Here is an 18249-nt window from a genome sequence, read left to right as displayed (position 1 = left end):
TATCCCCTCAGACACTCATGAGGGCAAACTTGGTGGTACCAGCGCAATCTCCCAATCCCCGGCGTCAACAAATCGCGCCGCGCCCAGGCGCGCCTGCAATGACGCCCCAACAAAAGGCCGCCGTGATTGTGCGCCTGCTGCTGGCAGAGGGCGTGGACCCCGGCCTGAACAAGTTGCAAGATAACCAACAAGAGGTGCTTGCCCGCGAAATGGCGGACATGCGCTATATCACAAAGGACACGCTTCGCTGGATCGTAAGCGAGTTTGCCTCCGAGCTAGACAGTGTTGGGCTGCACTTCCCACCCGGATTGTCCGGCGCGCTATCGGTTCTGGATGGGTTCATTTCCCCCAACACGGCGGATGTTCTACGCGACGAGTCCGGCGCAGAAATCTCGGGCAACCCGTGGGAACGGCTTGCAGGGCTTGAGGTCGCCAAACTCCGCCCGATTGTAGAGCAGGAGAGCATTGAAATATGCGCCGTGCTTTTGTCGAAACTGTCTGTGCCCAAGGCGGCAGAGCTTTTGGCGGAAATCCCGCCCGAACGCGGCCGCCGGATCGCCTATGCAGTATCTTTGACCGGTGAAATTGACCCAGAAACCGTAGCGCGCATTGGTCTCGCCCTTGGGCGTCAGTTGGATGCACAACCCGGCGAGGCGTTCCGTGATGGCCCGGTTGAGCGTGTTGGCGCGATCCTCAACGCTTCTCCGGCAGCCACCCGCGACGCGGTGCTGGATGGTCTTGACCAAGAGGATGCAGTATTTGCGCAAAAGGTCCGCAAAGCGATCTTTACGTTCCAAAACATCCCTGCACGGATCGCGGCGCGCGATATTCCCAAAGTCGCCCGCGCCGTCGACCAAGACGTGTTGATCGTCGCTTTGGGCCACGGCAAAACCACTGCGCCAGAGGCGGTTACATATATCCTCGGGGCGATGTCACAACGTCTATCCGCCCAGCTAGAAGATGAGATCAATGAAAAAGGGGCGATCAAACCCGCTGAAGGTGAAGCCGCCATGCAAGAAATCGTCACGGCTATCCGCGAGATGGAAACATCCGGAGAAATCTTGCTTCTGTCAGAAGACGAATAACAAAAGGACCACAAGACAACCGCACCAAGCGCCCTAAGTGATGAGATCACGAAGGAGAGGCGCATGGTGCTGACGCTCAAACCGCAGGGGCTATATTGTCCGGCGGGGGATTTTTACATCGACCCGTGGCGCCCCGTGGATCGCGCACTGATCACCCATGCCCATTCCGACCACGCCCGCCCCGGGCACAAACGCTATCTGGCCACGCCGCTAACCAAAGCCGTGATGCAACACAGGCTGGGCGACATTACCTGTCAAACCATTGACTACGCGACGGAGCAGAAAATTGGAGATGCAACGGTCAGCTATCATCCCGCCGGACATGTTCCCGGCTCTGCGCAGATAAGGGTCGAGGTCGGGGGGGAGGCCTGGGTCGTTTCCGGCGACTATAAAACCACCGATGATGGCCTCTCGACCCCGTTTGAACCTGTGCAATGCCATGGGTTCATTACGGAATGCACGTTTGGGCTGCCGATTTTTCGCTGGACCCCAGAGGACCAGCTGCGCGCAGATATCACCACATGGTGGCAGCGATGCGCGACAGAGGGCAAAACGGCAATCCTTGGTGCCTACGCTTTGGGCAAAGCTCAACGGTTGATGGCGGGCCTCAACCCGGACCTTGGCCCAATACTCACCCACGGCGCGGTCGAGGCCACAAACCAAGTCCTGCGCGAGCACGGCGTTGCCCTGCCCGACACCCACGTGGTCACCAAAGACACAGACCGCAAAGCCTATCCCGGTGCACTGGTCATCGCCCCGCCCGCAGCACTTGGTTCGGCTTGGGCACGTAAATTCGGCCCCCGCGAAGAGGCGTTTGCCTCCGGTTGGATGGCCCTGCGCGGCGTGCGCCGAAGACGTGCGTTGAGCACAGGGTTCATTGTGTCCGACCACGCAGATTGGCCCGGACTATTAGACGCGATCCAAGCCACGGGTGCCGAGAAAGTCCTCGCAACCCACGGCTATACCGCGACATTTTCCAAATACCTTAGTACGCTGGGGTATGATGCGGGCGTTCTTGAAACCGAATTCACTGGCGAAGACGCCGAACCTGAGGCAGACCCAGAAAAGATCGCGTCATGAGGGACTTTAGCGACCTTTTCACCGCCCTCGACAGCACCACCTCGACCAAGGCGAAAACGCAAGCACTTGCGGGCTACTTAGGTGCGGCCGCTAGTGCGGACCGTTTGTGGTGCGTGGCTCTTTTGTCCGGGCGCAGACCAAAACGCACCGTCACCGCGACGCGTTTGCGCGAGTGGGCAGCCGAAAAGGCGGGCCTGCCGTTGTGGTTATTTGAGGATAGTTACAGCGTCGTGGGGGATTTGGCCGAAACGATCGGCCTTGTTCTGCCCCCGGCCACACGATCCGATGATCGCCCGCTCAGCGAATGGATCAAAACCATCCAAGCGCTGCAAACCCAAGACGACACCACCAAAAAACCTGCTATTTTGTCCGCGTGGGACACGCTGGACGGTGCTGAGCGTTTTGTTTTCAACAAGCTTTTGACAGGTGGTTTTCGTGTTGGGGTCAGTCAAAAACTGATGACCCGAGCCTTGGCGCAGGCGACTGCACAGGACGAGGCCGCTCTTGCGCACCGCTTGATGGGCGGCTGGACACCCGATACCACAACCTGGGAGGCACTGATTGAGGCCCCCGATCCGGAAGCCGACCTTTCCCGGCCGTATCCGTTTCAACTCGCCTATGGGTTGGAGCATCCGCCCCAGGACCTTGGCCCCCCCGAGGATTGGCTGGTTGAGCACAAATGGGACGGCATTCGGGCCCAATTGATCCGGCGCGGTGGGCAGATGTTTATCTGGTCCCGCGGCGAGGAATTAATGACCGACCGCTTTCCCGATCTTGCCCCTGCACTGGATCATGTACCCGACGGCACGGTGATTGACGGCGAACTTTTGGCTTGGGATTTTGCAGCCGATCAACCGATGCCCTTTGCCGCTTTGCAAAAACGGATTGGGCGCAAAACTGTACCCAAGACCGTTTTACGCGACGCGCCCGTCGTTCTGCGTGCCTACGATGTGTTGGAATTTGATGGTACTGACGTCCGGGACGATACTTTAATACATCGTCGCAAACATCTGAATTTTATTGAAAAACTGCCCTCTGCGGTCCCACTACGGCTGTCGCGCGCCCTATCGGGGACGTGGGATGACCACGCCGCAACACGCGCCGCCGCACGTGACGCACAGGCTGAGGGGTTGATGATCAAACGCTTGGACGCGCCCTACATTGGCGGGCGGCACAAGGGGGATTGGTGGAAATGGAAGCTGGATCCGCTGACCGTGGATGCGGTGATGATCTATGCGCAGGCAGGCCATGGTCGGCGCGCAAACCTTTATACCGACTACACTTTTGCCTGTTGGAAGGGGAACGAACTGGTCCCCTTCACCAAAGCCTACTCAGGCCTGACAGACGCCGAATTCCGCGACATTACCAAATGGGTGCGCAAAAACACCCTCGAACGGTTCGGCCCCGTCCGCCGTGTGCCCCCGGAATTGGTGTTTGAAATCGCGTTTGAAGGCATCCAAGCGTCGTCGCGGCACAAATCTGGGCTCGCGCTGCGGTTTCCACGCATGGCGCGCTGGCGGCGCGACAAGCCCGCCTCAGAGGCCAATACACACGCGGACCTGCTGGAAATGTTGGAACAATACGGCTAGGCAAATCCTATGACGCTTCCTCAAGGCCTTGTGCCCCGCCCCAGCCGCACCCCGACAAAACGCGCCCCCAATGGGGCCTGCGACGCCCACATTCACATGTTGGCGGGCCTCACTGAGGCCCCCTTGTGGGATGGCCGCGTAGAAGACCCGGCCCCAAACCTGCGGTACGCCGATTTCTTGGCGGCCTACATCAAACAGATGCAAGATTTGGGCATCAGCCGGACCGTGGTGGTGCAATCCATCCTCTATGGCACCGATAATTCCGTGACAGTGCGGGCCGTTACCGACCTGAACGCGCAGGAAGGCTTTGCCGCCCGAGGCATCGGCCTGGTGACGGATCAAGCCACAGACGCTGACTTGGACCGCTTGGTCGAACAGAACCTTGTAGGCGTGCGGCTCAACTATGTGCATGGTGGCGTGCTGTCATGGGCGGGTGTCCAGGCCATGGCTCCGCGCCTCGCTACGCGCGGGTTACACGTGCAAATGTTGATTAACACGCATCGCCATATGGTCGAACTCGCGCAGCAAATTGCGGCCCTTCCGGTGCCGGTGGTGCTTGATCACATAGGATGGCCCGATCTGGCGCTTGGCCCTGATGAACGCGGGTTTCAGGCCCTGCTTCGCCTGCTAAAAACGGGAAATGTTTGGGTGAAACTGTCGGGGTTATACCGGCTATGTCCACCGCCCTATGGGGCCGCTGATGCGTTTGTGTCGGCCTTGATCGCAGCGGCACCGACGCGCTGTCTTTGGGGCTCTGACTGGCCGTATATCATGCTCGCTGATGCAGAGCAGCCCGACAGCGCCACCCTTTTGGAGGCTTTGGCCCGCGTCTGCCCGAATGACGAGACTTGGCACCAAATTCTGGTGGACAATCCCGCGGAGCTATACCGGTTCTAGGCGATAGCCCGTGTGCTAGGGCGTGCACCAGCGGCCCAGTCCGCTACGGCCTGACCAAAGGCTTTGAACAACGGGCGCGACACCGGATCCTTCGCGGCGCGGTATTCAGGATGCCATTGAACAGACAAGGTAAATCCGGGCGCCTCGGCAATATACAGCGCCTCTGGCGTGCCGTCATCAGCGTAGCCATCCACCACGACCCGAGGGCCAGCTGTCTTGATGCCCTGCCCGTGCAGCGTGTTGGTGCGCACGATGCGCTTCCCATACAGCCGCTCAAACACACCGCCTTCGCGAAAGGTCACGTCGTGGCGGATTTCGAATTTTTCCTCAAGCGTGCCATCAGGCGGCATGCGGTGGTTCATACGACCCGGGAGATCGCGAATCTCGGGGTGTAACGTGCCCCCCATCGCAACGTTGACCTCTTGAAAACCGCGGCAAATCCCCAAAATCGGCTGACCTCGTTCCACGCAGGATCGGATCAAAGGCAGCACAAGGCTGTCACGATCCCGATCAAAGGTGCCATGTGCCTCGGTCTCGGCTTCACCATATTCTTCGGGATGCACATTGGGCCGCCCCCCGGTCAGAAGGAAGCCATCACACCGCGCAAGCAGTGCCTCAATATCGCAAAAACGGGGGTTGGCAGGCACCAAAAGCGGCAACGCGCCACTGACCTCGGCGATTGCCTCGGAATTCATCGTTCCGCCCGCATGGGCCGGATACTGATCGTTTATCAAATAGCTATTGGAAATAATGCCAACGATGGGGCGCGCCATAGGGACCTCAAGAAGAATACTTTCCCAAGGGTATACCGGGCCCTAACGCATCGTAAAGGGGTGCAGGCGCGCGAGTGACTGCGCGCCTGCGCACAAATTAGGCGGTGCCTACCAAATTGGCAGCTTCGATGCCCGCAAGAGCAGCCGTTGCATCGTTATCCGACGTATCGCCGGTCACGCCGACAGCGCCCACAAGGTTGCCGCGCTTGTCGTGCACCAGCACGCCGCCGGGCACAGGGATAACCTGACCGCCGAATACGCCGTTTACAGCCGCCATAAAGTACGCCTGCTGCTCGGCGCGCGCCATTTGGGCGGAGCCGGGCATGCCCAGCATGATCGCGCCATAGGCTTTGCCGTGCGCGATCTGGAACCGACCTGCTGCGGCACCATCTTCGCGCTCAAACGCTTTGATGTGGCCACCGGCGTCCAGAACCACGACCGACAGTGGCTTTAGGTCCATCTCACGACCCTTCGCGAGGGTGGTTTTGATGATGCTACGCGCTTTGCGCAATGAAATCTCAGACATATTATTTCTCCTGTTAACCGCAGCTTAGCTGGCGGCTTTGCGCTCTAGGCGGCGGGCGTGAAGGACTGGCTCAGTGTAGCCCGAGGGCTGCACGCGACCCGCAAACACCAGATCACAAGCCGCCTTGTAAGCGATGCTGTCGAAGCTGGGCGCCATGGCTTGGTACAACGGGTCACCCGCATTTTGACCATCCACAACGGCTGCCATTTTCTCCATGACGGCGCGTACGTCGGCCTCACTGACCACATTGTGGTGCAGCCAGTTGGCGATGTGTTGCGCCGAAATCCGGCAGGTCGCGCGGTCTTCCATCAGGCCGACGTTGTTGATGTCGGGCACCTTGGAACAGCCAACACCCTGATCGACCCAGCGCACAACATAGCCAAGGATACCTTGGGCGTTGTTTTCGACTTCACGGATGATCTGCTCCCGGCTCCACTTGCGGTAGCTGGCCGCCGGAATGTCCAGAACGGTATCCACAAATGCGCGACGACCGCCGGCTTTCAGCTTGGCCTGTACGGCAAAGACATCAACCTTGTGGTAGTGCAGCGCGTGTAGGGTCGCAGCGGTGGGCGAAGGAACCCATGCGCAGTTTGCGCCGGATTTCGGATGCTCAATCTTTTGCTCGATCATCGCGGCCATCATGTCGGGCATGGCCCACATGCCTTTGCCGATCTGCGCCTTGCCGGACAAACCACATTCCAGACCGATATCAACGTTCTGGTTTTCGTAGCCGCTGATCCACGCTTTGCGCTTGATGAAGTCCTTGCGTGAAAACGGCCCGGCTTCCATCGAGGTGTGGATTTCGTCGCCTGTGCGGTCGAGGAACCCTGTGTTGATAAACGCAACGCGCGATTTGGCGGCGCGAATGCACTCTTTCAGGTTCACACTCGTGCGGCGCTCTTCATCCATGATGCCCAGCTTGACGGTGTTTGCCGCCATGCCCAGCACACCTTCTACAAAGGTGAATGTCTCGTCCGCAAACGCAACCTCTTCGGGGCCGTGCATTTTGGGTTTTACGACGTACATGGATCCCGTGACCGAGTTGCCACCAGCTTGTGCCAGATCGTGCTTCGCGATGAGCGCGGTGATCATCGCGTCCATCAGGCCTTCGTACACTTCGTTGCCGTCACGATCCAAAATGGCAGGGTTGGTCATCAGGTGACCCACGTTGCGCACCAACAACAGCGCGCGGCCTTTTAGCGTGACCTCACCCCCATCGGGGGCCGTATAGACCACATCAGGGTTCAGCGCACGGGTGACAGTTGCGTCGCCCTTCTGGAAGGTCTCCTGCAGATCGCCGCGCATCAGGCCGAGCCAGTTGGAATAGGCCTGAACCTTGTCTTCGGCATCAACGCAGGCCACGGAGTCTTCGCAATCCATGATCGCCGAAATCGCGGACTCAAGCCGCACATCCGCAAGGCCCGCTTGATCCCGTGCACCAATCGCGTGGGTCCGATCGAACACCAATTCAACGTGCAAGTTGTTGTTTTTCAGGACAATCGCGTCGGGGGCTTTGGGGTGACCACGGTAGCCCACGAACTTTTCGGGCTGAGCCAATGGCTGATCATCAACCAGCAGAGCACCACCTTGGACATGATAGCGGCGGGCATCCGCGTGGCTGGTACCCTCAACGGGGAACGCTTCATCAAGGAACACGCGCGCACGGGCCACAACACGGGCGCCACGACCGATGTCGTAGCCGCCTTTTGGCGCGGGGGTGCCCATGGCGTCGGTGCCATAGAACCCATCGTACAGGCTGCCCCAGCGGGCGTTGGCCGCGTTCAGCGCGTAGCGTGCATTGGTGATCGGCACCACCAGCTGTGGGCCGGGAACAGTTGCGATCTCGGGATCAACGTTCGCAGTGTCGATTTCAAAATTGTCGCCCTCGGGCAGCAGGTATCCGATCTCGGCCAAAAAGGCTTTATAGGCTTCATGATCGTGGGCCTTACCGCGATTGGCGATGTGCCATGCATCGATTTTGGCTTGCAGATCTTCGCGCTTTTCCAGCAGCGCGCGATTGCGTGGGCCGAAATCGTGGATCAGTTTGGACAGTCCGTCCCAGAACGCCTGAGCCTCAACGCCACTGCCGGGCAGCGCCTGCGTTTCAACGAATGCGTGCAGCTCTTCAGCGACCTGTAGCCCCGCAACTTCAATACGTGCGACCATGTGTATGCTCCCTTGGTATACCGTTGTGGACGCGAACTAGGGCGTTTGTTTCCGATAGGCAACAAGATCACGGAAAATTCCGATGAGAATTTTAGCGGTCGTCCTTTGGAGGCTTGGGCCCGCTCTTTGAAGCACTACGACACCGGTCCGAGCAAAAGCGGACATTATCCCAATCGCGCGCCCACTTTTTGCGCCAAGCGAAGGGCAATCCGCAATATGCGCAATCCTTCGATGGTAAATCAGATTTCTTTCGCATTTTCGGCATATTACAGATCGAAGCTCATCTGATTTGAAGGTGATTTTGGCCGCTTTGTCGCCCGGGCACGGTCGTTGACGAAGCGGCCCGTGCCATCTTTGCGACTGGCGTGTTTGCGGATGATTTCACCCGCCTCCGCGCCAAACCGATCCGAACGGCGCACGGCCCAAATTCTGTCCCGCGCAGCACGGGCAGCAGCGGCCACATCAACGATGGGCGGCGGATAGCTCAGCCTTTCAGCCCCCGGCCAATCCCACGGGGTCTGCAAAAACGCATCCGGCACGCTTGCCAACTCTGGCAACCAGCGGCGGGTGAATCGGCCGTCAGGGTCTTGCTCTTGGCCCTGTTTGATCGGGTTATAGATGCGCGGCGTGTTGATCCCGGTCGTGCCCGACTGCATCTGCATCTGCGACCAGTGGATGCCCGGTTCATAATCCGTGAACATCCGCGCCAAATGCGGGCCAGTTGCGCGCCAATCCAGCCACAGATGATAGCTGGCCACAGCGACCAGCATCGCCCGCATCCGGAAATTCAGCCAGCCCGTATGGATCAGCGACCGCATACAGGCGTCGACAAATGGCAGCCCGGTTTCGCCCTGCTCCCACGCGGCTAGGCGTGCGGCATCGCTGCCGCGCAACCCTTCATAGGCGGAATGCAGGCAGCGGCGATCAAGGTCCGGGGCATCCTCAAGCTTTTGCATGAAATGGTCGCGCCACGCGAGGCGGCTGACAAAGCTTTGCATCGCTTGGCGCCAATCGCCCTTGGGGGCTTCGGCGCGGCGGGCCAGCCCGGCGTGATGCGCCTCTCGGATCGAGAGTGTTCCCCACGCAAGATGCGGACTAAGCCGAGAGCAAGCCACCGCGCCCTCAATCGGGGTGGCCATTGCCGCGCGGTAGGTGCGCCCCCGCTCCGTCAGGAAACTGCCCAGCAGCGTTAGCCCCGAATTGCGCCCCCCCGGCTGGCGGTCCGGGCACGGGTCCCAGCCAAGACCCAGATCGCGCGCATCAGGCATGTGCCACACGCCCTCACCCACGCCGCGCACTGCATGCGGTGGCGTCGCAGTCTCTTGGCGCAACCATTTTTCGCGGGTGGCTGCCCAACCATCGCGGGTTTTCAAACGCCGCATCACGCCTGATTGCGGCACCTCGTGCCAGACCACACCCGCAGATTTGGCCCATGCTGCAACACGGCGATCACGATCAAAGCTCCACTGAGTGCCGGTTTCCTCATGGCTGACCAGATGTTTCGCCCCATAGTCCTGCGCCACAGTGGCCAACACCTGCGTGGCGTCGCCAAAGTGCACCTGCAATGGCGCCCCGATAGCCGCCAGTTCAGCGCCCAGCGCCTCAAGACTTTGGGCCACAAACCGCCACTGTCGGGCGGAGGCGTCGGGCTGCGCCCACATCTCAGGCTCTGCGATGTAGACGGGCACGACCGCTGACCCCAGCCCAGCGGCAAGCGCCAGCGCCGGATGATCCGCCACCCGCAAGTCCCGCTTGAACCAAAGAATCGTTGTCATAGCCCCTCCGTGAGCGCGAACATTTCAAGAACATAGCGCAGGGTCAAGCCGTAGCCCCCGGTCCACCCGCAGGCCATATTCGCCCAACCCGCAGACATAGGCCGCGCCCCTCATAATACCAGCGATCTGCGGGGCCACAGGGCTTGCGATCAGGCCCCAAGGCACTAGGGTCTGCTCAACCCCAAAGGAGTGCCCCATGCGCGACGCTGCCCCTCAGACGATTTACCTCAAAGACTACACCCCAACGCCCTACGACGTCGCGCATGTCGCGCTGGACTTTACGCTGCATCCCACGGCCACACGCGTGCAAAGCCGCATCGCGTTCACCCGCGTGCGCGCTGAGGATTTGGTGCTGAACGGTGAAGACCTGATCCTGAAATCCTTGCGCGTTGATGGCGCTGAGGTTCCGCATGAGGTGTCCGAGACACATCTGACCATCCCTGCCGCCCATCTGAGCGACGCGTTCACCCTAGAGGTCGAGGTCGAGATTTCACCCCAGACCAACACCGCGCTTGAGGGGCTATACATGTCTGGCGGCATGTATTGCACCCAGTGCGAAGCTGAAGGTTTTCGCAAGATCACCTACATGTATGACCGCCCGGACGTGATGGCCCCCTATGAGGTCACGATCCACGCCGACACGCCCGTGCAATTGTCCAACGGCAACCCCACCGGACCGGGCCATTGGACCGACCCGCACCCCAAGCCCACCTACCTGTTCGCCCTTGTGGCCGGGGATTTGGTCGCCACGACGGATCAATTCACCACGATGGAGGGGCGCGAGGTCACGCTCAACGTCTATGTCCGCCCAGGGGATGAGGGCAAAACCGACTACGCGATGGATGCGCTGAAGCGGTCAATGAAATGGGACGAGGACGTTTATGGCCGTCCCTACGACTTGGATGTGTTCAACATCGTCGCGGTCGATGATTTCAACATGGGGGCTATGGAAAACAAAGGGTTGAACATCTTCAACTCGAAATACGTGCTCGCCTCGCCCGAGACGGCGACAGACACCGACTACGCTATGATCGAAGGGATCGTGGCGCATGAGTATTTCCACAATTGGACCGGCAACCGGATTACCTGCCGTGACTGGTTCCAACTGTGCCTCAAAGAGGGGCTGACGGTTTACCGGGATCAACAGTTTAGCGCCGACATGCGCTCCGAGCCGGTGCAGCGGATCAAAGACGTGTTGCAACTGCGCGCACGGCAGTTCCGCGAGGATGCAGGCCCCCTTGCGCACCCGGTGCGCCCCGAAGCCTTTGTTGAAATCAATAATTTCTACACCGCCACCGTCTATGAAAAGGGTGCAGAGGTCATCGGGATGCTGCGCACACTTGTGGGGCCTGACGCCTATGACGCGGCCCTCACGCTTTACTTTGATCGCCACGATGGCCAAGCCTGCACGATCGAGGATTGGATACAGGTGTTTGAGGACAGCACCGGCCGCGACCTGAGCCAGTTCAAACGGTGGTATTCTCAGGCGGGGACGCCGCATCTGATCGTGACAGATAACTTTAAGAACTGTGAATATACCCTTCATCTAAAACAAGAAACAAAACCCAGCGCCGGGCAACCTGATAAGGCTCCGCAGGTCATTCCGATTGCGATGGGCCTAATCGGCACGGATGGCGCCGAGGTGCTGCCCACCCAAGTGGTCGAAATGACCGAAGATGAGCTGACCCTCCGCTTTGAGCTGGATGCCAAGCCTATCCCTTCGCTCCTGCGTGGGTTTTCGGCCCCTGTCATTCTTGAAACGCAGCAAACCGAAGCGGACCGACTGGTCCTGTTGGCCCACGACACCGATCCGTTCAACCGCTGGGAGGCAAGCACCCTTCTGGCCAAGAGCAATCTGATGGCCAGTCTTACGGCAGGGACTGCGCCCGCAAAGGCGTGGCTTGAGGCGCTAACCAAGGTCAGCACCGATGACACGCTGGACCCCGCCTTTCGCGCGCTTGTGCTGGCGTTGCCGTCCGAAGATAACCTTGCCAACGCGTGTGACGCGGCGGGTATCGTGCCAGACCCGACAGCCATTTACGCCGCGCGCAAGGCGGTACATCTGGCCATTGCCCACCACGTGGGCGACGCCCTGCCCGCACTGATCGAGGCCACAGCAACACCCGGCCCCTATTCCCCCGCCGCAACGGATGCGGCCAAACGCAGCCTACGTGCGCAACTGCTGCGGTTACAAACGCGGCTGGATGGGGGTGCAATGGCGCGTGTGGCCTATGACGCAGCCACCAATATGACCGACCAACTGGCGGCCTTTGGTTGCCTGCTTTCGGCAGGTGACACGGCCGTCGCCGCCGCGTTTGAGGCGCAGTGGCGCACAGACCGGCTTGTGATGGATAAATGGTTCGCCATGTCTGTGGCAGAGGCCGCACCGGACGATGCCGTCTCAGTGGCCACCGCCCTCACACAGCACGCTGATTTTGATTGGAAAAACCCCAATCGGTTCCGGTCCGTGATTGCTGGGATGACGGCCATGAACCCGGCGGGATTTCACCATCCCTCTGGCGCGGGCTACCGGTTTTTGGCCGATTGGCTGCTAAAGCTGGACGCGCTCAACCCCCAGACCACCGCTCGCATGTCGACCGCCTTTGAAACATGGCGCCGGTATGATGTGGACCGTCAGGCCCTGATCCAAGAACAGCTGGCCCGCATCGCCGCCCATTCCGGCCTAAGCCGCGACACCGCCGAGATGGTCGGCCGCATGCGCGATGCCTGAGGACACGTACCAACACGTTGCGCGCGCACGCTCCGCGCGCGGTGTCTTGGCCTTGGTGGCCACATGGGGCTGTGCATTGGTGCTATTACTCGGGTTGGGCGCCCTGCCGGTCATTACGCTGTTGTTGTTTGTCGCGGGGATACCGCTGGCCTATGACCTGATACGCGACCGTCAGAGCCGGTTTGAGATCAGCCACGACACCCTGAGCTGGGAGGTGCCGAATGGCAGCGGTGAGGTCGCGCTGGCATCGGTCGTGCAGGCACATCTGACGTTTCGGCTGGATCTGTCGGCCAAGCTGGGCCTGCGCCTGACGGATGGTCGGCTGATCACGGTGCCGTTGTCGTGCCTGCCCGGTCCACACCGGCTGGAACGGGCGCTATTGGACCGAAACATCAAAGTTGTTCGGGGCCGCCAACCCTTGGGCTAGGCCGACAAGTCGCTGTTCGGTCATACTTTCTTCATGCTTGCGTGCTAAAACAGGCCTATGGTTGATTTGACACATATTCCTCTGACACGGCTGGCACCGGGCCTGTGTGCGGGCCTTGCGGCGGTGGGTGTTATGCTGCTGCCGCACAGCTTGGCCATCGGGTTCTGCGTTGTTGTGATGGCGGTCAGTTTCGCAATCCTACGCGCACCGCGGCCAGAGGCGTCATCGCGCATCGGCGGCTCAACGTGGACGGTGCGCTACGGGGCGGAGGTCACGGCCTTGCCGCTGGATCGGATCACCGAAGTACGGATTGATCACCCCCATAACGGGCCGGACCGGGTGCAGGTCCTGATGACCAACGGCCTTTGTGTACCCCTGCCCGATGCGGCCCTGCCCGACACCCGCACCCTGACGGATGCGCTGCGCGCCCGGAACGTCACCGTTTACCAGTCCTAACGCCCATCACATAGACTGTCACAGTGGCGAAGGCCTGACACCTGCGCTAAACCTTGGGATAACCACCCAAGGAACGCGCCATGAATCGACAGCCCCCTGCCAGCCCCTTACGCGACTTTGCGCTGGAAGTTCATTTTTCCAAATGGGAATTTAACGCCCGCCATCACCTGACCGCCTCCGATATGGAAAGCCTCTCCTTGCGTGATCTGCTCGCAATGGGCACTGATGCGGACCGCGAGGCGTTTGAGGCCACATCCCTGGGTTATACCGAAACATGGGGCGCACCCGATCTGCGCGCGGCCATCGCAGCGACCTATGACACAATGGCAAAGGACAACATCCTGACACTCGCTGGTGCGGGCGAAGGCCTGTATGCCTTGGCGCGGGTGCTGCTTGGGCCGGATGATCATGCCATCGTTCCCACCCCCAACTACCAAAGCGCTGAAACCGTGCCAGCCGCGATTTGCGACACAACCGGCGTGCCGATACGAATTGACGGCGACAAGTGGCGGCTGGATATCGACGCAATCAAGAACGCCATTCGCCCCAACACACGACTGATTTCGCTCAACTTCCCGCACAACCCTACTGGCGCGCTCATGCCGCGCGCAGACCTTGATGCGTTGATCACGCTGGCCCGCGCCGATGGCATCTATATCCTCTGTGATGAAGTGTATCGCGGGGTCGAGCTGGACCCAAACCTACAGATGCCTCAAATCGCGGACGTGTATGAGCGGGGGATCTCGCTCAATGTGTTGTCCAAGGCTTATGGGCTGCCTGGTCTGCGGATCGGTTGGCTGGCCTCGCCCGATCGCGATGTGCTGCAACGTGTGGAGCGTTACAAACACTACCTATCCATCTGCAACGCAGCCCCCGCAGAACGTCTCGGGGTGATCGCCCTTGCCGCGCGAGAGCAAATTTTTGCGCGCAACCGCGCGCTTTTGCGACGCAACCTCACCGCGTTTGAGGCGCTGTTGGCCGATTTTCCCGGGCTGATCGACTTCGCCCCCCCCGAGGGCGGCTGCGTCGCCTATCCTCGCTACACCGGTCCCGGAACCGTCGAAACCTTTTGCTCAGACCTCATCGAAAACCACGGCATCTTGCTTTTGCCGGCCGCTTTATACCGCTCCGATCTGGGCGCGACGCCGACTGATCGTTTCCGCATTGGCCTCGGCCGGGACCGCGCAGTGGCCGACGGGATCACCGCGTTGCGCCGCTATTTCGAAGACCACAAAGCGGAGTTCGCGGCATGATCCCACACTACGACGCCACGGCCCTTGCCGCGCTGAACATAAGCGCCAAGGACATCATCGCGATGTTGCAAAAACTGATCCGTGGCGCCGCGGACGGAACGGTGCACGCCGCGCCCAAAGCCGCCCTCACCCCACCCGATGGGCGCTATATCATGTCGACGTTGGCCGCGATGGACAGCCCCCCCATCGCCGTAACCAAATCGCTGGTGTTGAACGCCACAAACTCTGCGCGCGGGTTGGCGCAGATCAATGGCCTTGTTTCCCTTTTGGATGCTGAAACGGGCCTGCCGCTCGCGACATTGGACAACAACTGGATTACGGGCGTGCGCACCGCCGGGCTGTCGGCTTTGGCCGCGCACTACCTAGCCCGCCCGGACGCGACCAGTGTCGGGTTTGTCGGAACAGGGCTTCAGGCCCGCTGTCATTTGGCATTATTTCGGGAAATGTTTCCCCTGACCCGGATCAAAATCTCGGGCCGTGGGCGAGCCAACATTGACGCGCTTATCGAAGCAGCCGACGGGCTGGACGCTCAGATCGTGGATACCCCACGCGCGGCCCTCGAAGGGGTCGATCTGGCCGTCACAAGCGTGACACACACAGCCGTTGAGACCCCTTTTCTTGATGCCAACTGGCTTGATCCCGGCGCCTTTCTTTCGGTCGTCGACCTTGCTGTGCCATGGCACAAAGAGAGTTTTGGCGCATTGGACCGCGTCATCATTGATGACCTAGCCCAAGAAGCCACACTGCCCAACAAGCTCGCGGACCCTGCCAATGTGCACGGCGATATCTCGGGTTTGGTGATGGGCACCACCGCCGCCCGGCAAAAGGCCACGGAACGCAGCGCATTTGTATTTCGGGGACATGCATTGGGTGATCTGGCATTAGCTGCCCTCGCGTGGGAGCGGCTGAAATGACCCCAGATCACGTTTGGAGCACATTGAGCGCGGCTTGCACCACACCCGGCCACCCCCTGCGCACGCCGACCCTAGCCACCATCGACGGCTCAACCCCTAGCCTGCGCATGGTGGTTTTGCGCGCCGTCCACCCCGAGGCGCACGCGCTGGTTTTTCATACAGACACGCGCAGTGCAAAGTGGACCCAATTACAGGATAACCCTGCGGCAAGCGTGCTGACATGGGACCCTGAAAACCAAATCCAAATGCGGTTTTCCGGTCAGATTGAACGCCACGCCCCCGGCAGTGCGCAGGCACAAAACGCATGGGGTCAACTGCCCCCGCACACCAAGGCCACCTATGCCGGTGCAGCCCCCGGCGGCGCATTGGAGGCAACGTCCGGCACAGGCCTTGACGCTTTTGGTGTGCTGGTCTTCACCGCGCAAACCCTTGATTGGCTGCACCTATCCCGAGAGGGAAACACACGCGCGCTGATAGACTTTGCCACAGCGCGCGTGGATTGGGTCGCGCCCTAATCCGCGGGCTGAAACGTATCAGCGTAGGCTTCGCGCAGGACGTTTTTCTGCACCTTGCCCATCGTGTTGCGGGGCAATGCGTCAATCACGATCAACTTGCGAGGATGCTTGAACCGCGCAAGCGCGCTGGCCGCTGCCGCCGCAATCCCATCCGTATCGGGTGTGGCCCCCGGCTGTGGCACGATCAGCCCCAAAACCGTCTCACCGAAATCGGCATGGGGTACACCGATCACCGCACTTTCTAGAACACCGGGTTGTTCATCCAGCACCAGCTCGATCTCTTTGGGATAGATGTTGTAGCCGCCCGAGATGATCAAATCTTTGTTGCGGCCCACGATGTGCACATAGCCATCGGCGTCTAGCTTGCCCAAATCACCAGTGATGAAGAACCCGTTTTCACGCAACTCTTCGGCGGTTTTTTCAGGCATTTTCCAGTAGCCTGTAAACACGTTGGGGCCGCGGACCTCAATCTGTCCGACCTCACCTTGGGGCAGTTCGGCACCCGTAGCAGGATCGGTGATCAACAGCTCAATCCCCGGCAGCGGAAAGCCAACCGTGCCCGCGCGGCGATCACCGTCATACGGGTTTGAGGTGTTCATATTCGTCTCGGTCATGCCGTAGCGTTCAAGAATGCGGTGCCCGGTTCGGGCAGCAAAATCGTCATGGGTTTCGGCAAGCAAAGGCGCGCTGCCCGACACAAACAACCGCATATGGGCCGCGCAATCACGGGTGAACCGCGCATCCCCCAAGAGCCGAGTATAGAACGTCGGAACCCCCATCATCGTAGTCGCATCCGCCATCCGGTCCAACACCACGTCGATGTCGAACTTTGGCAAAAAGATCATGGCACCACCCGCGATCAACGTCACGTTTGTCGCAACGAACAGGCCGTGGGTGTGGAAAATAGGCAGCGCGTGCAGCAGCACATCATCGGCCGTGAACTTCCACACCTCGACCAAGGTTTGCGCATTCGACAACAGGTTATCCTGCGTCAGCATCGCCCCCTTGGAGCGGCCCGTCGTGCCGGAGGTATAGAGAAACGCCGCCAGATCATCCCCTTGGCGCGAAACAGTTGGGAATTGTGTCGGCTTGCGCCCTGCCAAATCGCTAAGCGTGCCAGAGCCATCTGCCCCCAAAGTCGCGAGTTTCGCGCCGAGGTGCGCCACCACTGGGCCCAGCGTTGCGGCGCGTGCGGGGTCACATACAACAAGGGCAGCGCCGCTGTTGTCGATAAAATAGGTGAGTTCATCGACCGTGTAGGCCGTGTTTAGCGGCAAAAACACCACGCCCGCCTGCACGCAAGCCGCATAAAGCGCAAGCGCTTGGGGGGATTTTTCAATCTGCACCGCAAGCCGGTCACCGGGCACCAACCCATGATCCGTAATCACGTGGGCGTATTGCGCGGCCAGTTCCAAAAACTGCGCGTGGGTCCATGTATGGCCATCCGCAAGGTGCAGAAACGGCGTGGCTTTTTCGGCGTGGCATCCAAAGAGCGTATCATAAAGGGGGTTGGACATCGGGGGCTCCTAGGCTTTGGCCTTTTCAGCGGCGATGGTGAGTGCGCGAATTTCAGGGGATGCGGCGATCTCAGACGAGGCGGCATAGCGTTCATGGTTTTGTGACACGCGCGACAGGTCATAGAGGTAATTGACCATCACGCCGTGGGATTGCTGCATCCCCTTGGGGGACACATCGGCGCCCGCGTGCAGGCGGTGCACCTCTGCCCCGTTGCCAAGGTGAAAACGAGCGACCGGATCGCGGGGCAGCCCATCGGGGCGTTTTGCCGTCGTCAGATATAGGGCCGTCAGCCCCGTCAGGCGCGCGACGTCACCGACAGGTACGTCATATTCTGTCTCTTCTAGCCACGCGGCGAACCCAGGGATCGGCGAGAGCGTGACAAAGGTTTTGAGGTTAGGAAGTGCTGCCGACAAATCTGCGGCCACTTGTTTGATCAACGAATTGCCAAACGAGATGCTTGCAAGCCCTGCCTGACAGTTTGAGATCGAATAGAACACGGCCGTGTCGGCGCCCTCTGCCTCAAGCACGGGGCGGTCTTCGGACA

At 60.2% G+C, this 18249-nt stretch carries 17 protein-coding genes; 10 read left to right on the top strand and 7 right to left on the bottom strand.

Translation table 11 applies throughout. From position 1 onward, the window contains the following. The first annotated feature begins 98 nt into the window (after positions 1-98). The 4 genes from AC4GMC_RS11670 (at position 99) to AC4GMC_RS11655 (ending at position 4651) form a co-directional block, all read left to right on the top strand. Positions 99-1085, top strand: coding sequence for a flagellar motor switch protein FliG (locus AC4GMC_RS11670; RefSeq protein WP_487877215.1), 987 nt, complete (start codon positions 99-101; stop codon positions 1083-1085). A gap of 63 nt (positions 1086-1148) precedes the next feature. Continuing rightward, a complete protein-coding gene (locus AC4GMC_RS11665; RefSeq protein WP_487877216.1) occupies positions 1149-2165 on the top strand; it encodes a ligase-associated DNA damage response exonuclease in 1017 nt (338 codons plus the stop codon). After that, entirely contained in the window at positions 2162-3754 is a 1593-nt protein-coding gene (locus AC4GMC_RS11660) for an ATP-dependent DNA ligase (protein WP_487877217.1), read from the top strand. Before AC4GMC_RS11665 ends, AC4GMC_RS11660 begins: the two co-directional genes overlap by 4 nt. 9 nt (positions 3755-3763) lie before the next feature. Next, positions 3764-4651: an amidohydrolase family protein gene (locus AC4GMC_RS11655; RefSeq protein ID WP_487877218.1), complete on the top strand. Its 888-nt coding sequence runs from the start codon at positions 3764-3766 to the stop codon at positions 4649-4651. Here AC4GMC_RS11655 and AC4GMC_RS11650 read toward each other — a convergent pair. From AC4GMC_RS11650 to AC4GMC_RS11630, 5 genes are all read right to left on the bottom strand, one after another. After that, a complete protein-coding gene (locus tag AC4GMC_RS11650) occupies positions 4648-5424 on the bottom strand; it encodes a gamma-glutamyl-gamma-aminobutyrate hydrolase family protein (protein WP_487877219.1) in 777 nt (258 codons plus the stop codon). The two genes, AC4GMC_RS11655 and AC4GMC_RS11650, sit on opposite strands and share 4 nt — an antisense overlap. Before the next feature lie 97 nt (positions 5425-5521). Then, the gene (locus AC4GMC_RS11645; RefSeq protein ID WP_038002504.1) at positions 5522-5950 is read right to left on the bottom strand and encodes a GlcG/HbpS family heme-binding protein; all 429 of its coding nucleotides are present in this window, start codon (positions 5948-5950) and stop codon (positions 5522-5524) included. Between the two features lie 24 nt (positions 5951-5974). Further along, positions 5975-8116, bottom strand: coding sequence for a malate synthase G (locus tag AC4GMC_RS11640; RefSeq protein ID WP_487879005.1), 2142 nt, complete (start codon positions 8114-8116; stop codon positions 5975-5977). 91 nt (positions 8117-8207) lie between these two features. Continuing rightward, on the bottom strand, positions 8208-8381 hold the full coding sequence (locus AC4GMC_RS11635) for a DUF2256 domain-containing protein (protein ID WP_487878789.1): 174 nt from the start codon (positions 8379-8381) through the stop codon (positions 8208-8210). 1 nt (position 8382) lies between these two features. Continuing rightward, a complete protein-coding gene (locus AC4GMC_RS11630) occupies positions 8383-9891 on the bottom strand; it encodes an FAD-binding domain-containing protein (RefSeq protein ID WP_487879004.1) in 1509 nt (502 codons plus the stop codon). Between the two features lie 196 nt (positions 9892-10087). Here AC4GMC_RS11630 and pepN point away from each other — a divergent pair, with 196 nt between their 5' ends. From pepN to AC4GMC_RS11600, 6 genes are all read left to right on the top strand, one after another. Then, positions 10088-12622 carry an aminopeptidase N gene (gene pepN, locus AC4GMC_RS11625; RefSeq protein WP_487878628.1) on the top strand — a complete coding sequence of 845 codons (2535 nt, stop codon included), beginning with the start codon at positions 10088-10090 and terminating at the stop codon, positions 12620-12622. Further along, positions 12615-13049, top strand: coding sequence for a hypothetical protein (locus AC4GMC_RS11620; RefSeq protein ID WP_487878629.1), 435 nt, complete (start codon positions 12615-12617; stop codon positions 13047-13049). Before pepN ends, AC4GMC_RS11620 begins: the two co-directional genes overlap by 8 nt. 57 nt (positions 13050-13106) lie before the next feature. Further along, positions 13107-13505 (top strand): hypothetical protein, encoded by a 399-nt coding sequence (locus tag AC4GMC_RS11615; protein ID WP_487878255.1) that lies wholly within the window; start codon positions 13107-13109, stop codon positions 13503-13505. Positions 13506-13585: 80 nt separating this feature from the next. Further along, positions 13586-14758 carry an aminotransferase class I/II-fold pyridoxal phosphate-dependent enzyme gene (locus AC4GMC_RS11610; protein ID WP_487878256.1) on the top strand — a complete coding sequence of 391 codons (1173 nt, stop codon included), beginning with the start codon at positions 13586-13588 and terminating at the stop codon, positions 14756-14758. Further along, positions 14755-15672: an ornithine cyclodeaminase family protein gene (locus AC4GMC_RS11605; protein ID WP_487878257.1), complete on the top strand. Its 918-nt coding sequence runs from the start codon at positions 14755-14757 to the stop codon at positions 15670-15672. The genes AC4GMC_RS11610 and AC4GMC_RS11605 overlap by 4 nt, the downstream gene beginning before the upstream one ends. Continuing rightward, positions 15669-16187: a pyridoxamine 5'-phosphate oxidase family protein gene (locus AC4GMC_RS11600; RefSeq protein ID WP_487878258.1), complete on the top strand. Its 519-nt coding sequence runs from the start codon at positions 15669-15671 to the stop codon at positions 16185-16187. Before AC4GMC_RS11605 ends, AC4GMC_RS11600 begins: the two co-directional genes overlap by 4 nt. Here the strand turns inward: AC4GMC_RS11600 and AC4GMC_RS11595 are convergent. Both AC4GMC_RS11595 and AC4GMC_RS11590 read right to left on the bottom strand, forming a co-directional pair. Then, entirely contained in the window at positions 16184-17704 is a 1521-nt protein-coding gene (locus AC4GMC_RS11595) for a malonate--CoA ligase (protein ID WP_487878259.1), read from the bottom strand. The two genes, AC4GMC_RS11600 and AC4GMC_RS11595, sit on opposite strands and share 4 nt — an antisense overlap. A gap of 9 nt (positions 17705-17713) precedes the next feature. Further along, the coding region (locus tag AC4GMC_RS11590) for a malonyl-CoA decarboxylase domain-containing protein (protein WP_487880490.1) at positions 17714-18249 on the bottom strand (536 nt) is incomplete at its 5' end.

The organism is Thalassobacter sp., assembly GCF_982993085.1.
This window is presented reverse-complemented; position numbering and strand designations above follow the sequence as displayed.